The 15,533-nt window shown below is 61.4% G+C and carries 18 protein-coding genes, 1 tRNA gene and 1 pseudogene; 8 read left to right on the top strand and 12 right to left on the bottom strand.

The window, feature by feature from the left end; all coding sequences use genetic code 11:
- Positions 1-49 precede the first annotated feature (49 nt).
- The 3 genes and pseudogenes from C501_RS0105170 (at position 50) to C501_RS12595 (ending at position 2,960) form a co-directional block, all read left to right on the top strand.
- Positions 50-1,240, top strand: a complete 1,191-nt coding sequence (locus C501_RS0105170; protein ID WP_018134573.1) for an acetyl-CoA C-acetyltransferase — start codon at positions 50-52, stop codon at positions 1,238-1,240.
- 24 nt (positions 1,241-1,264) lie between these two features.
- A pseudogene (locus tag C501_RS12590) lies at positions 1,265-1,735 on the top strand (aminoacyl-tRNA deacylase).
- A gap of 58 nt (positions 1,736-1,793) precedes the next feature.
- Positions 1,794-2,960: a polysaccharide pyruvyl transferase family protein gene (locus C501_RS12595; protein WP_018134576.1), complete on the top strand. Its 1,167-nt coding sequence runs from the start codon at positions 1,794-1,796 to the stop codon at positions 2,958-2,960.
- Here C501_RS12595 and C501_RS0105185 read toward each other — a convergent pair.
- A complete protein-coding gene (locus C501_RS0105185; protein ID WP_156807643.1) occupies positions 2,952-3,323 on the bottom strand; it encodes a glycosyl hydrolase-related protein in 372 nt (123 codons plus the stop codon). The genes C501_RS12595 and C501_RS0105185 overlap by 9 nt on opposite strands.
- A 242-nt stretch (positions 3,324-3,565) precedes the next feature.
- Here C501_RS0105185 and C501_RS0105190 point away from each other — a divergent pair, with 242 nt between their 5' ends.
- Positions 3,566-3,772, top strand: coding sequence for a hypothetical protein (locus C501_RS0105190; RefSeq protein ID WP_018134578.1), 207 nt, complete (start codon positions 3,566-3,568; stop codon positions 3,770-3,772).
- A 110-nt stretch (positions 3,773-3,882) separates the two neighbouring features.
- On the opposite strand, the gene rplL is transcribed toward C501_RS0105190, so the two are convergent.
- The 8 genes from rplL to C501_RS0105230 all read right to left on the bottom strand — a co-directional run bounded on the left by rplL (position 3,883) and on the right by C501_RS0105230 (position 8,642).
- A complete protein-coding gene (gene rplL / locus C501_RS0105195) occupies positions 3,883-4,272 on the bottom strand; it encodes a 50S ribosomal protein L7/L12 (RefSeq protein WP_018134579.1) in 390 nt (129 codons plus the stop codon).
- A gap of 95 nt (positions 4,273-4,367) precedes the next feature.
- Entirely contained in the window at positions 4,368-4,886 is a 519-nt protein-coding gene (rplJ, locus tag C501_RS0105200; protein WP_018134580.1) for a 50S ribosomal protein L10, read from the bottom strand.
- A gap of 351 nt (positions 4,887-5,237) precedes the next feature.
- Positions 5,238-5,864 carry an HdeD family acid-resistance protein gene (locus tag C501_RS0105205; RefSeq protein WP_018134581.1) on the bottom strand — a complete coding sequence of 209 codons (627 nt, stop codon included), beginning with the start codon at positions 5,862-5,864 and terminating at the stop codon, positions 5,238-5,240.
- Positions 5,865-6,015: 151 nt separating this feature from the next.
- Positions 6,016-6,723: a 50S ribosomal protein L1 gene (gene rplA / locus C501_RS0105210; RefSeq protein WP_018134582.1), complete on the bottom strand. Its 708-nt coding sequence runs from the start codon at positions 6,721-6,723 to the stop codon at positions 6,016-6,018.
- Between the two features lie 104 nt (positions 6,724-6,827).
- Positions 6,828-7,259 (bottom strand): 50S ribosomal protein L11, encoded by a 432-nt coding sequence (gene rplK, locus C501_RS0105215; protein WP_018134583.1) that lies wholly within the window; start codon positions 7,257-7,259, stop codon positions 6,828-6,830.
- Positions 7,260-7,402: 143 nt separating this feature from the next.
- Positions 7,403-8,143 (bottom strand): transcription termination/antitermination protein NusG, encoded by a 741-nt coding sequence (gene nusG, locus C501_RS0105220; RefSeq protein WP_018134584.1) that lies wholly within the window; start codon positions 8,141-8,143, stop codon positions 7,403-7,405.
- A 90-nt stretch (positions 8,144-8,233) separates the two neighbouring features.
- Entirely contained in the window at positions 8,234-8,515 is a 282-nt protein-coding gene (secE, locus tag C501_RS0105225; RefSeq protein WP_018134585.1) for a preprotein translocase subunit SecE, read from the bottom strand.
- Between the two features lie 54 nt (positions 8,516-8,569).
- A tRNA-Trp gene (locus C501_RS0105230) sits at positions 8,570-8,642 on the bottom strand.
- 333 nt (positions 8,643-8,975) lie between these two features.
- Here C501_RS0105230 and C501_RS0105235 point away from each other — a divergent pair.
- From C501_RS0105235 to C501_RS0105245, 3 genes are all read left to right on the top strand, one after another.
- Positions 8,976-10,160, top strand: coding sequence for a pyridoxal phosphate-dependent aminotransferase (locus C501_RS0105235; protein ID WP_026174635.1), 1,185 nt, complete (start codon positions 8,976-8,978; stop codon positions 10,158-10,160).
- A 66-nt stretch (positions 10,161-10,226) separates the two neighbouring features.
- Positions 10,227-10,511 carry a PspC domain-containing protein gene (locus C501_RS0105240; RefSeq protein WP_018134587.1) on the top strand — a complete coding sequence of 95 codons (285 nt, stop codon included), beginning with the start codon at positions 10,227-10,229 and terminating at the stop codon, positions 10,509-10,511.
- A gap of 136 nt (positions 10,512-10,647) precedes the next feature.
- Positions 10,648-11,670, top strand: a complete 1,023-nt coding sequence (locus tag C501_RS0105245) for an ATP-dependent 6-phosphofructokinase (RefSeq protein ID WP_018134588.1) — start codon at positions 10,648-10,650, stop codon at positions 11,668-11,670.
- 52 nt (positions 11,671-11,722) lie between these two features.
- On the opposite strand, the gene ygfZ is transcribed toward C501_RS0105245, so the two are convergent.
- The 3 genes from ygfZ to C501_RS12605 all read right to left on the bottom strand — a co-directional run bounded on the left by ygfZ (position 11,723) and on the right by C501_RS12605 (position 14,476).
- On the bottom strand, positions 11,723-12,838 hold the full coding sequence (gene ygfZ, locus C501_RS0105250; RefSeq protein WP_018134589.1) for a CAF17-like 4Fe-4S cluster assembly/insertion protein YgfZ: 1,116 nt from the start codon (positions 12,836-12,838) through the stop codon (positions 11,723-11,725).
- A gap of 44 nt (positions 12,839-12,882) precedes the next feature.
- Positions 12,883-13,542, bottom strand: coding sequence for a nitrobindin family protein (locus C501_RS0105255; RefSeq protein ID WP_018134590.1), 660 nt, complete (start codon positions 13,540-13,542; stop codon positions 12,883-12,885).
- Between the two features lie 190 nt (positions 13,543-13,732).
- Positions 13,733-14,476, bottom strand: coding sequence for a hypothetical protein (locus C501_RS12605; protein ID WP_018134592.1), 744 nt, complete (start codon positions 14,474-14,476; stop codon positions 13,733-13,735).
- 169 nt (positions 14,477-14,645) lie between these two features.
- On the opposite strand from C501_RS12605, the gene C501_RS0105270 reads away from it, so the two are divergent.
- Complete coding sequence (locus C501_RS0105270; RefSeq protein ID WP_026174638.1) at positions 14,646-15,347, top strand: winged helix-turn-helix transcriptional regulator; 702 nt, start codon at positions 14,646-14,648, stop codon at positions 15,345-15,347.
- The last annotated feature ends 186 nt before the right edge of the window (positions 15,348-15,533 follow it).

Raw genomic sequence — 15,533 nt, forward strand, 5'->3', positions numbered from 1 at the left:
TAGAGTGGTCTGAACTACCCATCGCCCACCAACCTAAGGCAGGCCCGTAATGAACAACCCCGATGACGTGGTGATCCTGGCTGGAGCACGCACCCCCTTAGGCAAGCTGAAAGGATCCCTGGCGAGCTTCCAGGCCGCTGAGCTCGGCGGCCTGGCCATCGCCGGGGCGCTGGAGAGAGCCGGGGTCTCCCCGGGAGATGTCGACGCGGTGATCATGGGCCAGGTGGTCCAGGCTGGAGCCGGCCAGAATCCGGCGCGGCAAGCCGCGATCAAAGCCGGTATCGGCTGGAACACCCCTACCGTGACCATCAATAAAGTGTGCCTCTCCGGGCTCGCCGCGATCACCGATGCGGCGCGTCTGCTGCGCAGCGGCGAAGCGGCCGTTGTGGTCGCCGGCGGTCAGGAGTCCATGACCAACGTCCCACATATCCTCCCCGGTTCCCGCCAGGGCTGGACCTACGGCAGCTTCAGCGCCATCGACTCGGTGGCCCACGACGGGCTGACCGATGCCTTCGATGGCCAGTCCATGGGCTTCTCCACGGATCACCGGAACACAGAACTCGGCATCAGCCGTGCGGAGCAGGACGAAGTCTCCGCTGCTTCGCATCAACGCGCGGCTCAAGCCCAGCAGGACGGCGTATTCGACGATGAAATCGTCACGGTGGAAGTACCGCAGCGGAAGGGAGACCCCCTTCTGGTCTCTGCCGATGAAGGCGTACGGGCTAACATCACCGTAGAGACACTGGCCGGCCTGCGCGCGGCATTCATCGAAGACGGCACGATCACCGCGGGGAATTCCTCACCGCTATCTGACGGCGCAGCCGCAGTGGTCCTGACCACCCGAGCGAAAGCCGAAGAGCTCGGCCTGCCGTGGCTGGCCGTTGTCGGCAAACCGGGGCAAGTCGCCGGGCCGGATACCTCCCTGCATTCCCAGCCTTCGAATGCGATCAAGCAGGCTCTGAGCCGGGCTGACTGGAAAACGGACGAACTCGATTTCGTGGAGATCAATGAAGCTTTCGGTTCTGTTGCCGTGCAATCCCTCAAGGACCTCGGGTATCCCTTGGAGAAGACCAATATCCATGGCGGGGCGATCGCTATGGGCCACCCCATCGGCGCCTCTGGTGCGCGGCTTGCACTGCACGCAGCCCTGGAACTCGCCCGGCGCGGTCAGGGCAAAGCTGCCGTCTCCCTCTGCGGTGGCGGCGGTCAGGGCGAAGCCCTGCTGCTCTACCGGGACTGACAGGCAGCAGAATAAGCTGAGGGGATGAGCAAAGAACGCTTCCTGGGCGGTGCCCGAGGCCTCGGGCTGGCCGTTGAGCTGATCGAACGGCCAGCTGCACGGAGTCTTCAAGAGGCTGCCGAGCTGCTCGGCATCGAGGCATCGGATATCGTCAAATCCCTGGTGATCAAGCATAAGGATGGCAGCTTCCTCTTCGCTTTGATACCCGGCGACAGGCAGATCTCCTGGCCTAAACTCCGTGAACTGGTCGGCACGAATAAGCTCTCTCTACCACCGGCAGATACGGCTCTCACCGCGACCGGTTATGAGCGCGGGACCATCACTCCTATCGGGGCCTAAGGCGATTGGCCGGTCTATGCCGATAGCAGCATCCGTGGCAAGCGCATCTCCATGGGGGCCGGCGCACACGGATACAGCACTTTCCTCGAGGCGGACGCTCTGATCTGCGCATTCGACGCCACGGTAGGCGATATCAGTGAGGCACCGAGAAATTAGTGAGGGATTATGAAAAAATAAGATCCTGTTCTGCCGCTCTCAATAAATAAGGAATCTTGTGATCTACCTGATCTCCACCGCTGGCTTCCCGAATTACGGTGACGAGCTCATTGCACGAATCTGGCTGAAATTCCTAGCAGAAAATCGACCCGAAGAAGAAGTATGGCTGGACTGCGCAGAACCGGGCACAGCCTCCCTGCTCTTCCAGGGAGTTCACCCCCGCGCCCATTTCACCAATACCGTATGGCGGCTCATTCGCGAAGCACCCGTTGATTCCGATGAACTACCGGATGCAACGTACCTGCAGCAGACCATTGAGAACCTCGACTCACCGCGTATTGACGCCGGATTGCTCAAACTGCGGGAGGCTGATTCGCTTCACCTACTGGGGGGTGGGTACATCACAGACCTCTGGCCTAAGCAACATTCTATTTTGAACGTGATGACCACGGTACAGGCTGTCACGGGTGCCCGTCTCTACGGGACCGGATTGGGGCTGATTCCCACGGCTGCCCCGGAGAAGATCCGCCCGCTAGTGGCGAAGTTCGACCACTTCTCTGTCCGGGATACTCAGAGCGCTCAAGCGCTGGGCTTGGAGACCGGATTGGACGACGTTTTTCTCGGTGTATCGGAGGAACTCAATCGTGCCCCGGAAACAGACGAGTTAGCGGATCTCGTGCTGTGCTTGCAATCGGATCTTGCGGACCCTGAGCCGCTGGCACACGGCCTTGATATCGCCCGCGCCGAAATTGAAAAAGCTCGGCAAGAAGGCAAAACTATCCGTTATATCGAGGCTCTACCCGGCTCGGATTGGGCCGCTTATGACCAGTTACAAGACCTGCTCGCCCCTGAGGAGTTCATCCCGTTTCTCACTATCTGGCGCGAGGGTTTCCGGTTCGCTCCTCACCAACGCTGGGTGACTTCACGCTTCCACTATCATTTCCTTGCGGCAGCAGCGGGGGTCCGCGGCAGTGTCATAGAGGTCAACAAGGGCTATTACGACGTTAAACATCAGTCACTCCTCGACCTGGGGAGTGAATGGGCCGTCAATGAAGATCCCCCGATTACCAGTGACGCCCCCACTGAGTTCCGGCGCAGGCTACAGGAACGTACCGCCGCGAAGACCAGGGAAGCCCGAAGTCTCTACCCGCTGCCTCCGAGAACTACGGAAGCAGCGGAGCCGGTCAGCGAGTCCCGATTGAAGAGCTTTTTCCGGTCACGCTGACAGGCAGGCCAGCCGGAGCGTGAGGATCTGAAACGGCCGCAGTTCCACCTGGATGCCCCGCGAAGTCTCTTTGAGTTCCGCTCCGTCGCTGTGCGCTTCACCGAGCGGCCGCTTCAGCAGATCGGTGGCCGCCACCGTCGTGTGATCGAAGTGCACCGAGACCCGAGCCTTCGCCCAGCCGCCGGTGCTTTCATAGAGCCGGAGGGTAACATCACCACTGCGATCCTCGGCGAGCTTGATCGCGGAGATCACAACGGCGTCCTCGTCTACTTCGATGAGCGATGTTACCGCTGCGGCACAGTTCAGTTCGCGCTTCGGAATGTTCAGGGCGAGCCCTTCCCGGACCATGTCCCGGATCTTCACCCGGCACAAGCTCGTAGTCGAAGTTGTGCCTACCTTGATCTGTCAGCGGATCGGGGAGGCGCTGAGCTCGGAGCTGCCGCCGGGCGGATCGCCCGCATGTCACTCCGGGTGACCGCCGATGCCGGGATGGAGCTGAATCTGGGCCAAGCCCACGTTGCCGGGGCGGAACAAGCACCCGCCGGGTTCATGGTTTCCTCAATAACCGGCAGGAGCAGCAGGCTCTGGCCTTCTTCGACTGGACGATGGCAGCTGACGCCTATGCCTACGATCTGCTGAGCCTCGATGACACCGGGGCACGCAGCTGGCTCGGTCGCTGCCACCGGGACTGCTTCTTCGCGCAGGGCAAGGGCATGCGGATCCCCGCAGACGGGACCCTGCGATTCGAACTCGTGGCTATCCGCAAGGGCGGCCTGAGGTCGGCACCGGCACTTGCCAGCGCCCGGGTCTGAGCTCTGCCCGACCAGTAGCACAGAGGGCAGCAGGCACGGCAAGGGCCCCGCATCCCTGATGAATGCGGGGCCCTTGAGCTGCTGAACGCTGAGCGTCGCGCAGCGAGAGATTACTTGAGGGTGACGGTCGCGCCAGCGCCCTCGAGCTGCTCCTTGGCCTTATCGGCGGCTTCCTTGTTGACGCCTTCCAGAACCGGCTTCGGGGCACCGTCAACCAGATCCTTGGCTTCCTTGAGGCCGAGGGAGGTCAGCGCACGTACTTCCTTGATCACGCCGATCTTCTTGTCGCCAGCGGCTTCGAGGATGACGTCGAAGGAATCCTTCTCCTCTTCCGCTGCACCGTCGCCGCCACCGGCAGCGGGAGCAGCACCTGCCACGGCTACCGGAGCGGCAGCGGTAACGTCGAAGGTCTCCTCGAAGGCCTTGATGAACTCGCTCAGTTCGATGAGGGAGAGTTCCTTGAACGCGTCCAGCAGTTCTTCAGTGGACAGTTTCGCCATGATTGGCGCTCCTTACTTTTGTTTGCGACGGTCGCCCGTCAACTGAGTCATGGGCTGAGGCCGGGGCTTGACGCCTTTGCCTCAAGAAATGAGCTTTAAGCGGCGTCTTGCTGTGCCCGCAGAGCATCGACCGTGCGCACTGTCTTGGACAGCGGTGCCTGGAAGACGTAAGCGGCCTTGGTGAGCGAGCCCTTGAGCGCGCCTGCAAGCTTGGCCAGCATGACCTCACGTGGTTCGAGGTCTGCAAGTTTTGTGATCTCGGCTCCGTCAAGGGGCTTACCGTCGAGGTAACCCGCCTTGAGCAGAAGCTGAGGATTCGTCTTGGCGAAGTCACGCAGTCCCTTAGCCACTTCGACAGCGTCGCCGTGGACAAAGGCGATTGCGGATGGGCCTGCCATCTTGCCTTCGAAAGCAGAGATTCCCGCTTCCTTGGCTGCAATCTCCGTGAGCGTGTTCTTCACCACGGCGTATTCTGCGTGCTCCCGGATGGCATTGCGTAGCTCTTTGAGCTGTGCCACCGTGAGGCCACGATATTCAGTCAAAACAGCGGCGTGCGAATTGCGGAAGCTCTCCGTCAACTCACCGACCGCGGCTGCCTTGCCTGGCTGCGCCATGGTTCTCCTTCCGGTCATGTACGTTACCGCTGCTCGGCCCGCGGTCGCTGCAGATATGTAGCGACTGGGGATACCGGGAGGAAATAAAATTGCCCCGCGCAGATGCACGGGGCTCGGCTCGATCTTCCGACCCATGGCCTTCAGAGAGCTTGCAACGTTCACCTGCGCAGGCCGTTTTTATGAACCTTCGGATCCATTGGCCCGGGTATCCAGACGCAATAGACCGACCGGCGGTCTTTGGTTCTTCTATTGTAGAGCAAGGATGCTTTCCCGCCAAAACGCGGATGAGCCTCACTTCTTAAAGCAGAGCCGGGCCGCTCGGTTGAGCGGCCCGGCTCTGGGACGCAGATGCTACAGCCCTGAGGCCACTTCTGATTTCAGCTGTTGAGCCGTCGCGCGCACTCGGAGGGAAAGCACCACGGTGACGATCCCATAAGCAAGAGCGATCAGCCCGAAGAGCCAGAGCAGGCTGAGCAGCCCGACACCCGGAGAGAAGAAGACCACGAGCCCCCAGATCACACCGACGATGCCCGATGCCAGGACCCACCCCCATACCGAGCTCTCACCGCGCTTGAGCGAAAAGCTCTGAGCGATCTGCGAAATACCCAGCAGCACCGCCCAGAAGCCGATGACGAAGACCAGCGCCACGGAAGTGATACCCGGCCAGAGCAGGGCGATCAGGCCGGCAGCGATCGACAGCAGACCTTCGACAAGCGCCCACCCCCAGTAGCGCTGCTCCTTGCGCGACTGCACCGCCATGAAGATCGCAGTCACACCATCGACGAAGGCGAAGAACCCGAAGAGCAGCACCAGGGCAAAGAGCGTGCTGCTCGGCGAGAAAAGAGCCAGCAGGCCTAGGATGATCGCAAAAACCCCACGCAGCAGGACCGCCCACCACAGCTGCCGCCCTGCGGCATAGAAGCTGGACAGCACATCGCTCTTGCCGCTCTGGCCTCTTTGATTGATATCGCTGTTCATTTCAATTCTCCTATTGATCTCTTGATATCGGATGCTGCAGCTGAGACATCATCTAGAACATCTCTTAGAACATCTCTGACGCATCAGGCCGGGTAACAGCCGTTACCCGGCCTGATAGCACTTGATGAAAGTTGATTCAGCACAACCGGGCTCAGGCCTCGGTCAGCACCTTGGTCACATTGGGATCGACCGGGATACCCGGGCCGAAGGTCGTGGTGATGGTGGCCTTCTGCAGGTAACGGCCCTTGGACGTAGAGGGCTTGAGTCGCAGAACTTCCTCCAGCGCCGCGGCGTAGTTCTCTGCGAGCTGCGTGGTGTCGAAGGACACTTTGCCGATGATGAAATGCAAATTGGAGTGCTTGTCTACGCGGAAATCGATCTTTCCGCCCTTAATTTCCTGCACCGCCTTAGCAACATCGACGGTCACCGTACCGGTCTTCGGGTTGGGCATCAGATTACGCGGGCCTAGGACCTTGCCCAGACGACCGACTTTACCCATCAGGTCCGGGGTGGCCACGGCGGCGTCGAAATCGGTCCAGCCGCCGGCGATCTTTTCGATGAGATCGTCGGAGCCGACGTAGTCAGCGCCTGCTGCTACGGCGGCCTCGGCCCGGTCACCGGTAGCGAAGACCAGAACCCGAGCGGTCTTGCCCGTCCCGTGTGGCAGGTTCACCGTTCCGCGGACCATCTGATCCGCCTTACGGGGATCCACCCCGAGGCGGAAGGCCACCTCGACGGTGGCATCGAACTTGGAGGCGTTGGTCTCTTTGGCCAGAGCTAGGGCCTCTACCGGAGCGTACTGCTGATCCGCCCCGATCTTGGCCGCGGCTGCCTCATATGCTTTGCTGCGCTTTGCCATGCTGCTTGTTTTCTCCTCGTGCAGTTGTGGTCTGCGGACCGCGCCGGCCCTGCCACTGCCATCCTGATGCGGATGACTCAATGTTTACGTGCGGTGGATCTGGTTCAGCCTTCGACGGTGATGCCCATGGAGCGGGCCGTGCCAGCGATGATCTTCGCGGCAGCATCGATGTCGTTGGCGTTGAGGTCCTGGAGCTTCTGCGAAGCGATCTCCTTGACCTGGTCCTGAGTCAGCTTGCCGACCTTGACGGTATGCGGCGTCGCTGATCCCTTACCCAAACCTGCAGCCTTCTTGATGAGCTCAGCTGCCGGCGGGGTCTTCGTAATGAAGGTGAAGGAACGGTCTTCGTAAACGGTGATCTCCACCGGGATAACGTTTCCGCGCTGGGACTCCGTTGCGGCGTTGTATGCCTTGCAGAATTCCATGATGTTGACACCGTGCTGACCAAGCGCCGGACCGATAGGAGGAGCTGGGTTAGCAGCGCCTGCCTGGATCTGGAGCTTGATAAGGCCGGTGACTTTCTTCTTGGGAGCCACTATCGGTCCTAACAATTTCTCGTACTGTCCTCTTCTGCCGGAGCGCAGAGGAGGGGTTGGCCGTCATGGCGGGACGACCGGCGCTTAGGCACGGCTAAAGCGAGCCGAGCAGAAGCGAAGTATGGTACAACCTATTAATCTTACTAGATTTTGGTGACCTGGTTGAACGAAAGGGTCACCGGGGTCTCGCGTTCGAAGAGCGAAACCAGTACCACCATGGTCTGGGATTCCGGTTTGATCTCGGAGATCGTCGCGGGCAGGGTCTCGAACGGGCCCTCTTTGACGATCACAGATTCGCCCACTTCGAAGTCCACCGTGACCGGTGTCTTCGCCTGCTGGCCGCCACCGGTTTCCTGGGTATCCGCCGCCTGCTCCTGCTCGAAGACCGGAGCCAACATGGAGAAGACCTCATCGAGGCGCAAGGGTACGGGATTGTGGGCATTGCCTACGAAACCGGTGACTCCCGGAGTGTGCCGGACGGTACCCCAGGACTCGTCGGTCAGATCCATCCGGACCAGGACGTAGCCGGGGATCCGCACTCGGTTGACGATCTTGCGCTGAGCGTTTTTGATCTCCACGACTTCTTCCATGGGGACCTGGATCTCGAAGATGTAATCTTCCATGTTCAGCGACTGGGTGCGGTTCTCCAGATTCGCCTTGACCCGGTTCTCGTAGCCGGCGTAGGAATGGATGACATACCAGTCACCCTCCCGCCTGCGCAGCTTGGCCTTGAACTCCTCTGCAGGGTCCGCAACGGGCTGCTCGTCCGCCTGCTCGGCATCGACCTCTGCCTCGACAGCAGCTTCCGGGGTTGCCTCGGGCTGCACCTGCTCGGCATCGAGCTCTTCGCTCTGTTCGGACATCTCGAGCTCCTGCTCAGACACTTGACTTCCTGCTTTCATCTTTGATCGATGCGGCCGGGGAACTCTGCTTCCGAGGGGTTTCCAACGGTTCCCGTTCCGGCTTCATTCCACTCAGCTCTCGGTAAAGCCGGTGCTACCGAAGATCACGCCGATCCCCCAGCCGAAGGCGAGATCCAGCACCGCCGTGATGGCCATCATCATGATGACGAACACCAAGACCACGATAGTGAAGTTGATCAGTTCCGGCCGCGTCGGGGTGACGACCTTGCGCAGTTCTGCAATGACCTGTCGGATGAACAGTGCGATCCGCGCGAAGAAGCCGAGCTTGCGCTCACGAGGGTTACTGGACTTCTTCGCAGGCCTCTCCGAGCCGCTGGCAGCTGTTTCGGTCACCTGAACCTCACTGGTTTCATTGGACGAGATGGACTATGTACGACGTTCACTTAGCAGGGCAGACAGGACTCGAACCTGCAACCTGCGGTTTTGGAGACCGCTGCGCTACCAATTGCGCCACTACCCTTTATACCTTTTACTTACTACTATTCACGGCGCCGCTACCTGATCCGCCCCCTGGGGACTTCATGATTCAGGCACAGAACATTATCGTGTTCTCACACCGAGAAATTAGTTTACGCAATCTGGGCTCCACAGTCGAATACAACCCCTCGCAGCTCACGGTTGCAGCAGTGCTCAACAGGAGTTCGGCAGGGATCAGGCAGAAGTATTGCAGACCTGATCCCGCTCGCACACCCCTTGTACTGGAGTTGGAACTAGAGCCGGAACTGGAGTTGGAACTAGAGTTGAAACATAACTAAGGCAGTACCTTTCATCCAACGACAGGAAGCTCCTGATGATGACGTCCAGCCGTATCTCGCAACGCATCGGCGCTATTGCGGAATCAGCCACGCTCGCCGTGGATGCCAAGGCCAAATCGCTCAAGGCCGCTGGTCGTCCGGTGATCAGCTTCGGTGCTGGAGAACCCGACTTCCCCACCCCGGACTACATCGTGCAAGCCGCTGTCGAAGCCGCACAGGATGCACGCAATCACCGCTATTCACCGGCGGCCGGGCTGCCTGAACTGCGCGCTGCCATCGCCGTGCAGACGGCCAGAGATTCTGGCTACGCGGTGGAGCCCGCCCAGGTACTAGTCACCAACGGCGGGAAGCAGGCGGTCTACGAGATCCTCGCGACCCTGCTCGACCCCGGCGATGAAGTCCTCATCCCGACGCCTTTCTGGACCACCTACCCCGAAGCCGTGCGCTTGGCCGGCGGAGTGCCCGTCAAGGTCTTCGCGGGTGCCGAGCAGGACTACCTGGTCACAGTAGAGCAGCTTGAGGACGCGCGGACTCCGCGCACTAAACTCCTGCTTTTCGTCTCCCCTTCAAACCCGACCGGCGCGGTCTACTCGGCCGAGCAGACCAGACAGATCGGGCTGTGGGCGGCGGAAAAAGGTCTCTGGGTGGTCAGTGATGAGATCTACCAACATCTGACCTACGATGGCGTGCCCTTCACCTCCATCGCCGCGGTCGCTCCAGAGCTCGAAGACCGAGTGGTGTTGCTCAACGGTGTGGCCAAGACCTACGCCATGACCGGTTGGCGGGTGGGCTGGGCCGTCGGCCCGCAGGATGTCATAGCGGCTGCGGCCAATCTGCAGTCGCATTCGACCTCCAATGTCTCCAATGTCTCCCAACGAGCCGCTCTGGCGGCTGTTTCCGGTCCGCTCGACGCCGTGCACGAGATGGGCCTGGCGTTCGACAGGCGGCGTCAAGCGATAGTCTCCGGGTTGAACCAGATCTCCGGGCTGAACTGCCCCACCCCGCATGGCGCCTTTTACGCTTACGCCGATGTCCGTCAACTGCTGGAACAGCGCCGGCTGGCCACTTCCGCGGATCTCGCGTCCGAGATCCTGGACGAGATGGAAGTCGCGGTCGTCCCCGGCGAGGCTTTCGGACCGAGCGGCTACCTCCGGCTCTCCTACGCCCTGAGCGATGAAGACCTCGCTGAGGGCCTGGAGCGCCTGCAAAACTATCTCGGCTGAGTTTTTATCGCGGTCATCCCGCTACTGCTACTACTGCCCTGTCAACTACTGCTTCGGAGTGAAACCATGCAGCGCTTCCTGAACCCGCTTTTCACAGCCCTTCGCAAGAACCCCTATCGGCGAGGTCCACAGCGCTTGCTCGGCGGAGTGCTCGGCGGTTTCGCCGAACTGACCGGATTCGATGCGACCTGGGTCCGGATAGGCTTCCTGGTCTTCTGCTTGCTGCCCGGGCCGGCCATCCTGCTCTACCTGCTGCTCTGGCTGCTGTTACCCGAGCACAGCAGCGGTCAGATCGTGCTGGAAAAATTTCTCAACCGCACCGGAAACACCAGAATCACCAAGAGCAAGTGATCTTCCGGCGCAGCCTGCTGACTCCTATGAGGACTTTGAGCAGCCGAGCGGTCTAGAATTTTCTGGAGCCCGATGACGCGCTCCCGTCATGTCCTGACGACCGAATGAGGATGGAACGAGGAGAGTAGGAGAGCAAATGCGAATCGGCATTCTGACCAGTGGTGGAGACTGCCCCGGACTCAACGCCGTGATCCGGGGGGCCGTGCTCAAGGGGATCAAAGTCCACGGCCAGGAATTCGTCGGCTTCAAAGACGGCTGGCGAGGCGTAGTCGAAGGAGACATCATCGACCTGCCGCGACACAGCGTACGCGGCATCTCCAAGCAAGGCGGCACCATCCTCGGCACTTCTCGCACCAACCCCTTCGAAGGCGGCGGGCCGGAAGTCATCACCGCTCATATGCAGCGCCTCGGCATCGGCGCGATCATCGCCATCGGCGGTGAAGGCACGCTTGCTGCCGCGAAGCGGCTGACCGACGCCGGGCTGAAAATCGTCGGCGTACCGAAGACCGTCGACAATGACCTCGACGCCACGGATTACAGCTTCGGCTTCGACACCGCAGTGCAGATCGCCACCGAAGCGATCGACCGGCTCCGCACAACCGGTGAATCGCATCACCGCTGCATGGTCGCCGAAGTCATGGGGCGCCATGTCGGCTGGATCGCCCTGCACTCCGGTATGGCCTCAGGCGCGCACGCGATTTTGATCCCGGAGCAGAGCGTCAGCATGGACCAGATCGCCACTTGGGTCACAGACGCCCACGCCCGCGGCAGGGCTCCGCTCGTCGTGGTCGCAGAAGGCTTCGTTCCCGAGCACCTGGACACCGCGCACTCCACCCGAGGCCTGGATACTTTCGGCCGGCCGCGCCTCGGGGGCATCGCCGATCAACTAGCACCGGAGATCGAAGCGCGCACCGGTATCGAGACCCGTGCCACCATCCTGGGGCATATCCAGCGCGGCGGCGTGCCGACGGCCTTCGACCGGGTGTTGGCGACCAGGCTGGGCATGGCAGCGGTGGATTCGGTCATGGAAAGCGACTGGGGCACGATGGTGGCGCTTTCCGGCACGGATATTGTGAACGTCGCCCTCGAAGAAGCCCTCGGCAAGCTGAAGACAGTACCGCTCAGCCGCTACGAGGAAGCCGAGCTGCTGTTCGGTTAGGCCAGGCTTTGCATTGTCCGCAACGCGCTGTGGGCCATGATTTTCATGCCCCTCAGCGCGGCGGACGTAAAAAGCCTTTCTCCCGGCCGACGACCTGCCCGGCCTCAGGCGACACCACGACTTCCTGGACTGCACTGTATTCCGTCTCGCCGTCGCGGATCAGCAGCTCGGCCTCGGGGTCCGCACTGCGCTTGAGCAGAGCCAGCGCAACCGGTCCCATCTCATAATGCTGGGCGACTGAGGTAAGCTTCCCTACCGGGCGCTCCCCGGAACCTGGTGCGAAGACTTCCGCTCCTGCGGCCGGCATGGTGTGCTGAGAGCCGTCCAGGTGCAGAAAAGCGAGCCTGCGTGGCGGCCGGCCCAGATTGTGCACCCTGGCGACGGTCTCCTGACCTTTGTAGCAGCCCTTCGCCAGGTGCACGGCAGTGCGCAGCAGATCCAGTTCGTGCGGAATCGTCTTCTCATCCGTCTCCGCCCCCCAGCGCGGACGCCATGCGGCGATGCGCAGTGCCTCAGCGGCCCAAGAGCCAGCTACCTCAAGGTTCTCAACGAGCTCTGGCAGCTCCGCGATCCGGATCAGATGCTCATACCAGCGGCGCTCTCGCCCCGGGTGCTGAGCAGCGGGCAGCGAATACGAATAGCCGCCAGGCGCTTCTTCCGGCCAGGGATCCTGCCACACCAAAGGCACCCGCTCCGGCCCGACATCCGCCAAAGGAACCGTGCCGGCGAGAACTCCCCACTCCCCGGAGACATCCGCGATCTCCACCTTGAGCATGAACTTCATGGAATCGAGCCACGCCGCAAGCGGGGCTGCTTCCTCCGCTTCGACGATCAGCCAGACGCGCTCGCCGTCGTCGAGCACATGCCCGTCGTGCTCGATCCGGCCCTGGAGGTTCAGCAGGAGCAGCTCGGTCGAATCTCCGGGCCGCAGCCTGGAGACATCCTGCGAGGAGAGGGTGTTCAGCCAGCTAAGCCGGTCCGGCCCGGTCACCGTGACGACCCCGCGATGCGAGTGATCCACCACCGCTTCACCGAGGGCCAGTGAGCGCTGCTCACGCAAAGGATCGCCGTAGTGCGCCGCCACTGCCGCATCGAGGCCGGTAGCCGCGACTGCGCCGTGACGATCCAGCAGTACGCTGCGATAACCGTCCCGGCTGGCCTCACTCATAGCTGCGCTCACTCATGCAGATGCGAACCGCCGCTGCATAGCGGCTATTCCGCATCTGCGCCAGGACTGCCCGTGGATTCCTCCCCGGGCCCGACCTGAAGCTTCTTGAGGATCGCCGAGGCATGCGGCCGCAAGCCGCCTTCCTCGTCTGCCCTGGCCGCCGCTAGATCCCAGCGCCAGTAGAGGTCGCCGTTGACCAGGCCGAAAATTCGGGTGGCCGCGTTGTACTCCTTGGCTCCGGCTCCTCGCATCACGGCGTCTGTAGCCAGCTGGATCTGCGGGCCGTTGATGCTGCCGTAGTAGAGTTCCGCGATCTTGCCGGGGTGCACGATGGTCGCGGTGATATCGAAACCAGCGCTATCGTTGCGCAGTTCTTCGACCGCATCCGCCGTCGTCAGTGCCGGGACGATATCAGCGGGGATGAGCCCGGGGCCGCCATCCGCTTCGCCGAGCTCGCGGTCAAGCGCCCAGAATCCGAGCTCGACACTCAGCGGGCGGAGCTTTGCTCCGTCTTCATCAGCGAGCCAGCTCTCCGCGCGGTACTCCAGGTAGGGAAGACCATGGGAGCGAAAGCTCATCTGCTGAAAGAAGTGTTCGGAATCGGCTTCCCCCGCACCGAGCCTGCCGTAGCCTTCCCACTCACCGATGAGCCAGGATAGCGGGACGAGCTCAGGTGTGAGATCCGTGGGGATGTCAATGGGCATAGCAGCCGCCTGCGCTACTTCTGGCCCTTGAACAGGCCAAGAACCACAACCGCAGCAAACCAGGCCATGCCGAGGCTGGCCAGCGCGAGCAGCGTGAGGAAGAAAATCTCTAACGCCAGAATAGACATGAAAACAGTCTACCCCGCGGGACGACCATCCTCAGAAGCAGCTCAAAGCAAGTCAGAGCAAGTCAGAGCAAGAAGGATCGGCCGACGAAGTAGAGCATCGAACCGAGTGCCAGGACCGGAGCAGCACCGAGGGCCAGCTGGCTGAGGATTTCAGTCGGAGGCTGGGCCATGATCATCATTTTCCGGAATCCCAGGAAGATCGCAGCAGTCACCAGCGCCGCTACGATCGCGGCGATGAGGAAATCCGGGCCGGAGATCAGCAGCGTCACTAAGGCAGCCGCCAAGGCTCCCAGGGCCAGACCAAAGGGTGCAACGATCTGATCCGGCCAGGAGGTCATACTGAGCAGTACCACGACCAGGACGCATGCCGCGGCGCCCGGAAGCAGCTCGAACCCTCCCGAAGAGCGCAGAATCGCGAGCCAGCCGGCCCCACTGGTCACCAGGATTACGCCGGTCACCGAACCGAAAACCGATTCCAGCCGGTGGCTCTGACCAGTGCCCCGGATCAGCTGGACCACGATCACGGCACCTATGCCCAAGGCGATCACCGGAGCGAGCCAGCCCAGCAGGCCCCGCAGGTCCGAGGCGGGGGTGAAGTGCGCTATCAGCATACCGATAGCACCCACGATGCCGATCACCAGGCTAAGCGTCTTACGCGCCGGAATGCCCAGGTACCGGGGCCAGCCGATGGCGAAGAACGCCACCAGCACGATCTTGAGGATCAGGGAGAGTTGCCACGGCCCTGCTCCAGCGATGACGATTGTCAACATCAGCAGCGCACTAGCGGCAAGAGTCCGGTTCTTCACCCTTCCATCCTGCCCTAATCCTGGAATTCTGCCTGGCTCCGCAGCACCGAGCCGCTGTCCCGGCCCGCCGACGGCCCTCGGGGCGGCTATAATTGAAAACAATCACTCAGGGCCGATCAGCAAGATGACCGCCCGGTCACATGCTGCAGAAGCCCGGCGGAGGATGCTCTTGTCACAGATTCTGATACTGACCAATAGCACCGAACCTTCGGTGAGTATCCTCCCTGCACTCGAGCTCCTCAATCACCAGGTGCACGTCTTGCCAGCAGAGCCGGCAGCACTGCTCGGGCAGATCCGCGCCGATGTGACTCTCCTGGATGCACGTAAAGACCTGGTCGGCTCGCGCTCGCTAAGTCAGATGCTCAGGGCTACTGGCATTAGTGCTCCGCTCATTCTGGTTCTGACCGAAGGCGGAATGGCCGCGATCTCGGCGAACTGGGCGGCCGATGACATGCTGCTCGACCATGCCGGGCCCGCAGAGGTGGAAGCCCGTTTTCGGCTAGCGATATCCCGTTCGCAGCAGCCGGGAGGCGTCGAGTGGGACAAGGAGATCCGGGCCGCGGGAGTGGTCATCGATGAGAATTCCTACACCGCGAGAGTCAACGGGATTCTGCTGAACCTGACCTATAAGGAGTTCGAGCTGCTCAAGTATCTCGCTCAGCACCCGGGCCGGGTTTTTACTAGGGCCCAGCTATTGCATGAGGTCTGGGGCTATGACTACTACGGCGGCACCCGGACGGTCGACGTGCATATCCGGCGTTTGCGCGCGAAACTCGGCGGGGATCACGAGAATCTCATCGGTACAGTGCGCAACGTCGGCTACCGGCTGGCTTATGTGCAGTCGGAAGAGAATCAGCTCTCCGAAGCCTAAAAGGCAATAGCTAGAGTACTAGAAGGTATTTGCGCGGACTCAGCCTGGCGGAGATAAAGATTCAGCACGAAGCTCATCTCGAATATGGTGGAGGACATACGGGTCGAACGTATCTAAGGCACCCCACTGGTGCATCCCCCTCGGCTGCCTAACGGCAACAGTCAACTAGTATAGCGGAAAACTCGC

The sequence above is a fragment of the Acaricomes phytoseiuli DSM 14247 genome, from assembly GCF_000376245.1.
GTDB classification, from domain to species: Bacteria; Actinomycetota; Actinomycetes; order Actinomycetales; family Micrococcaceae; genus Renibacterium; species Renibacterium phytoseiuli.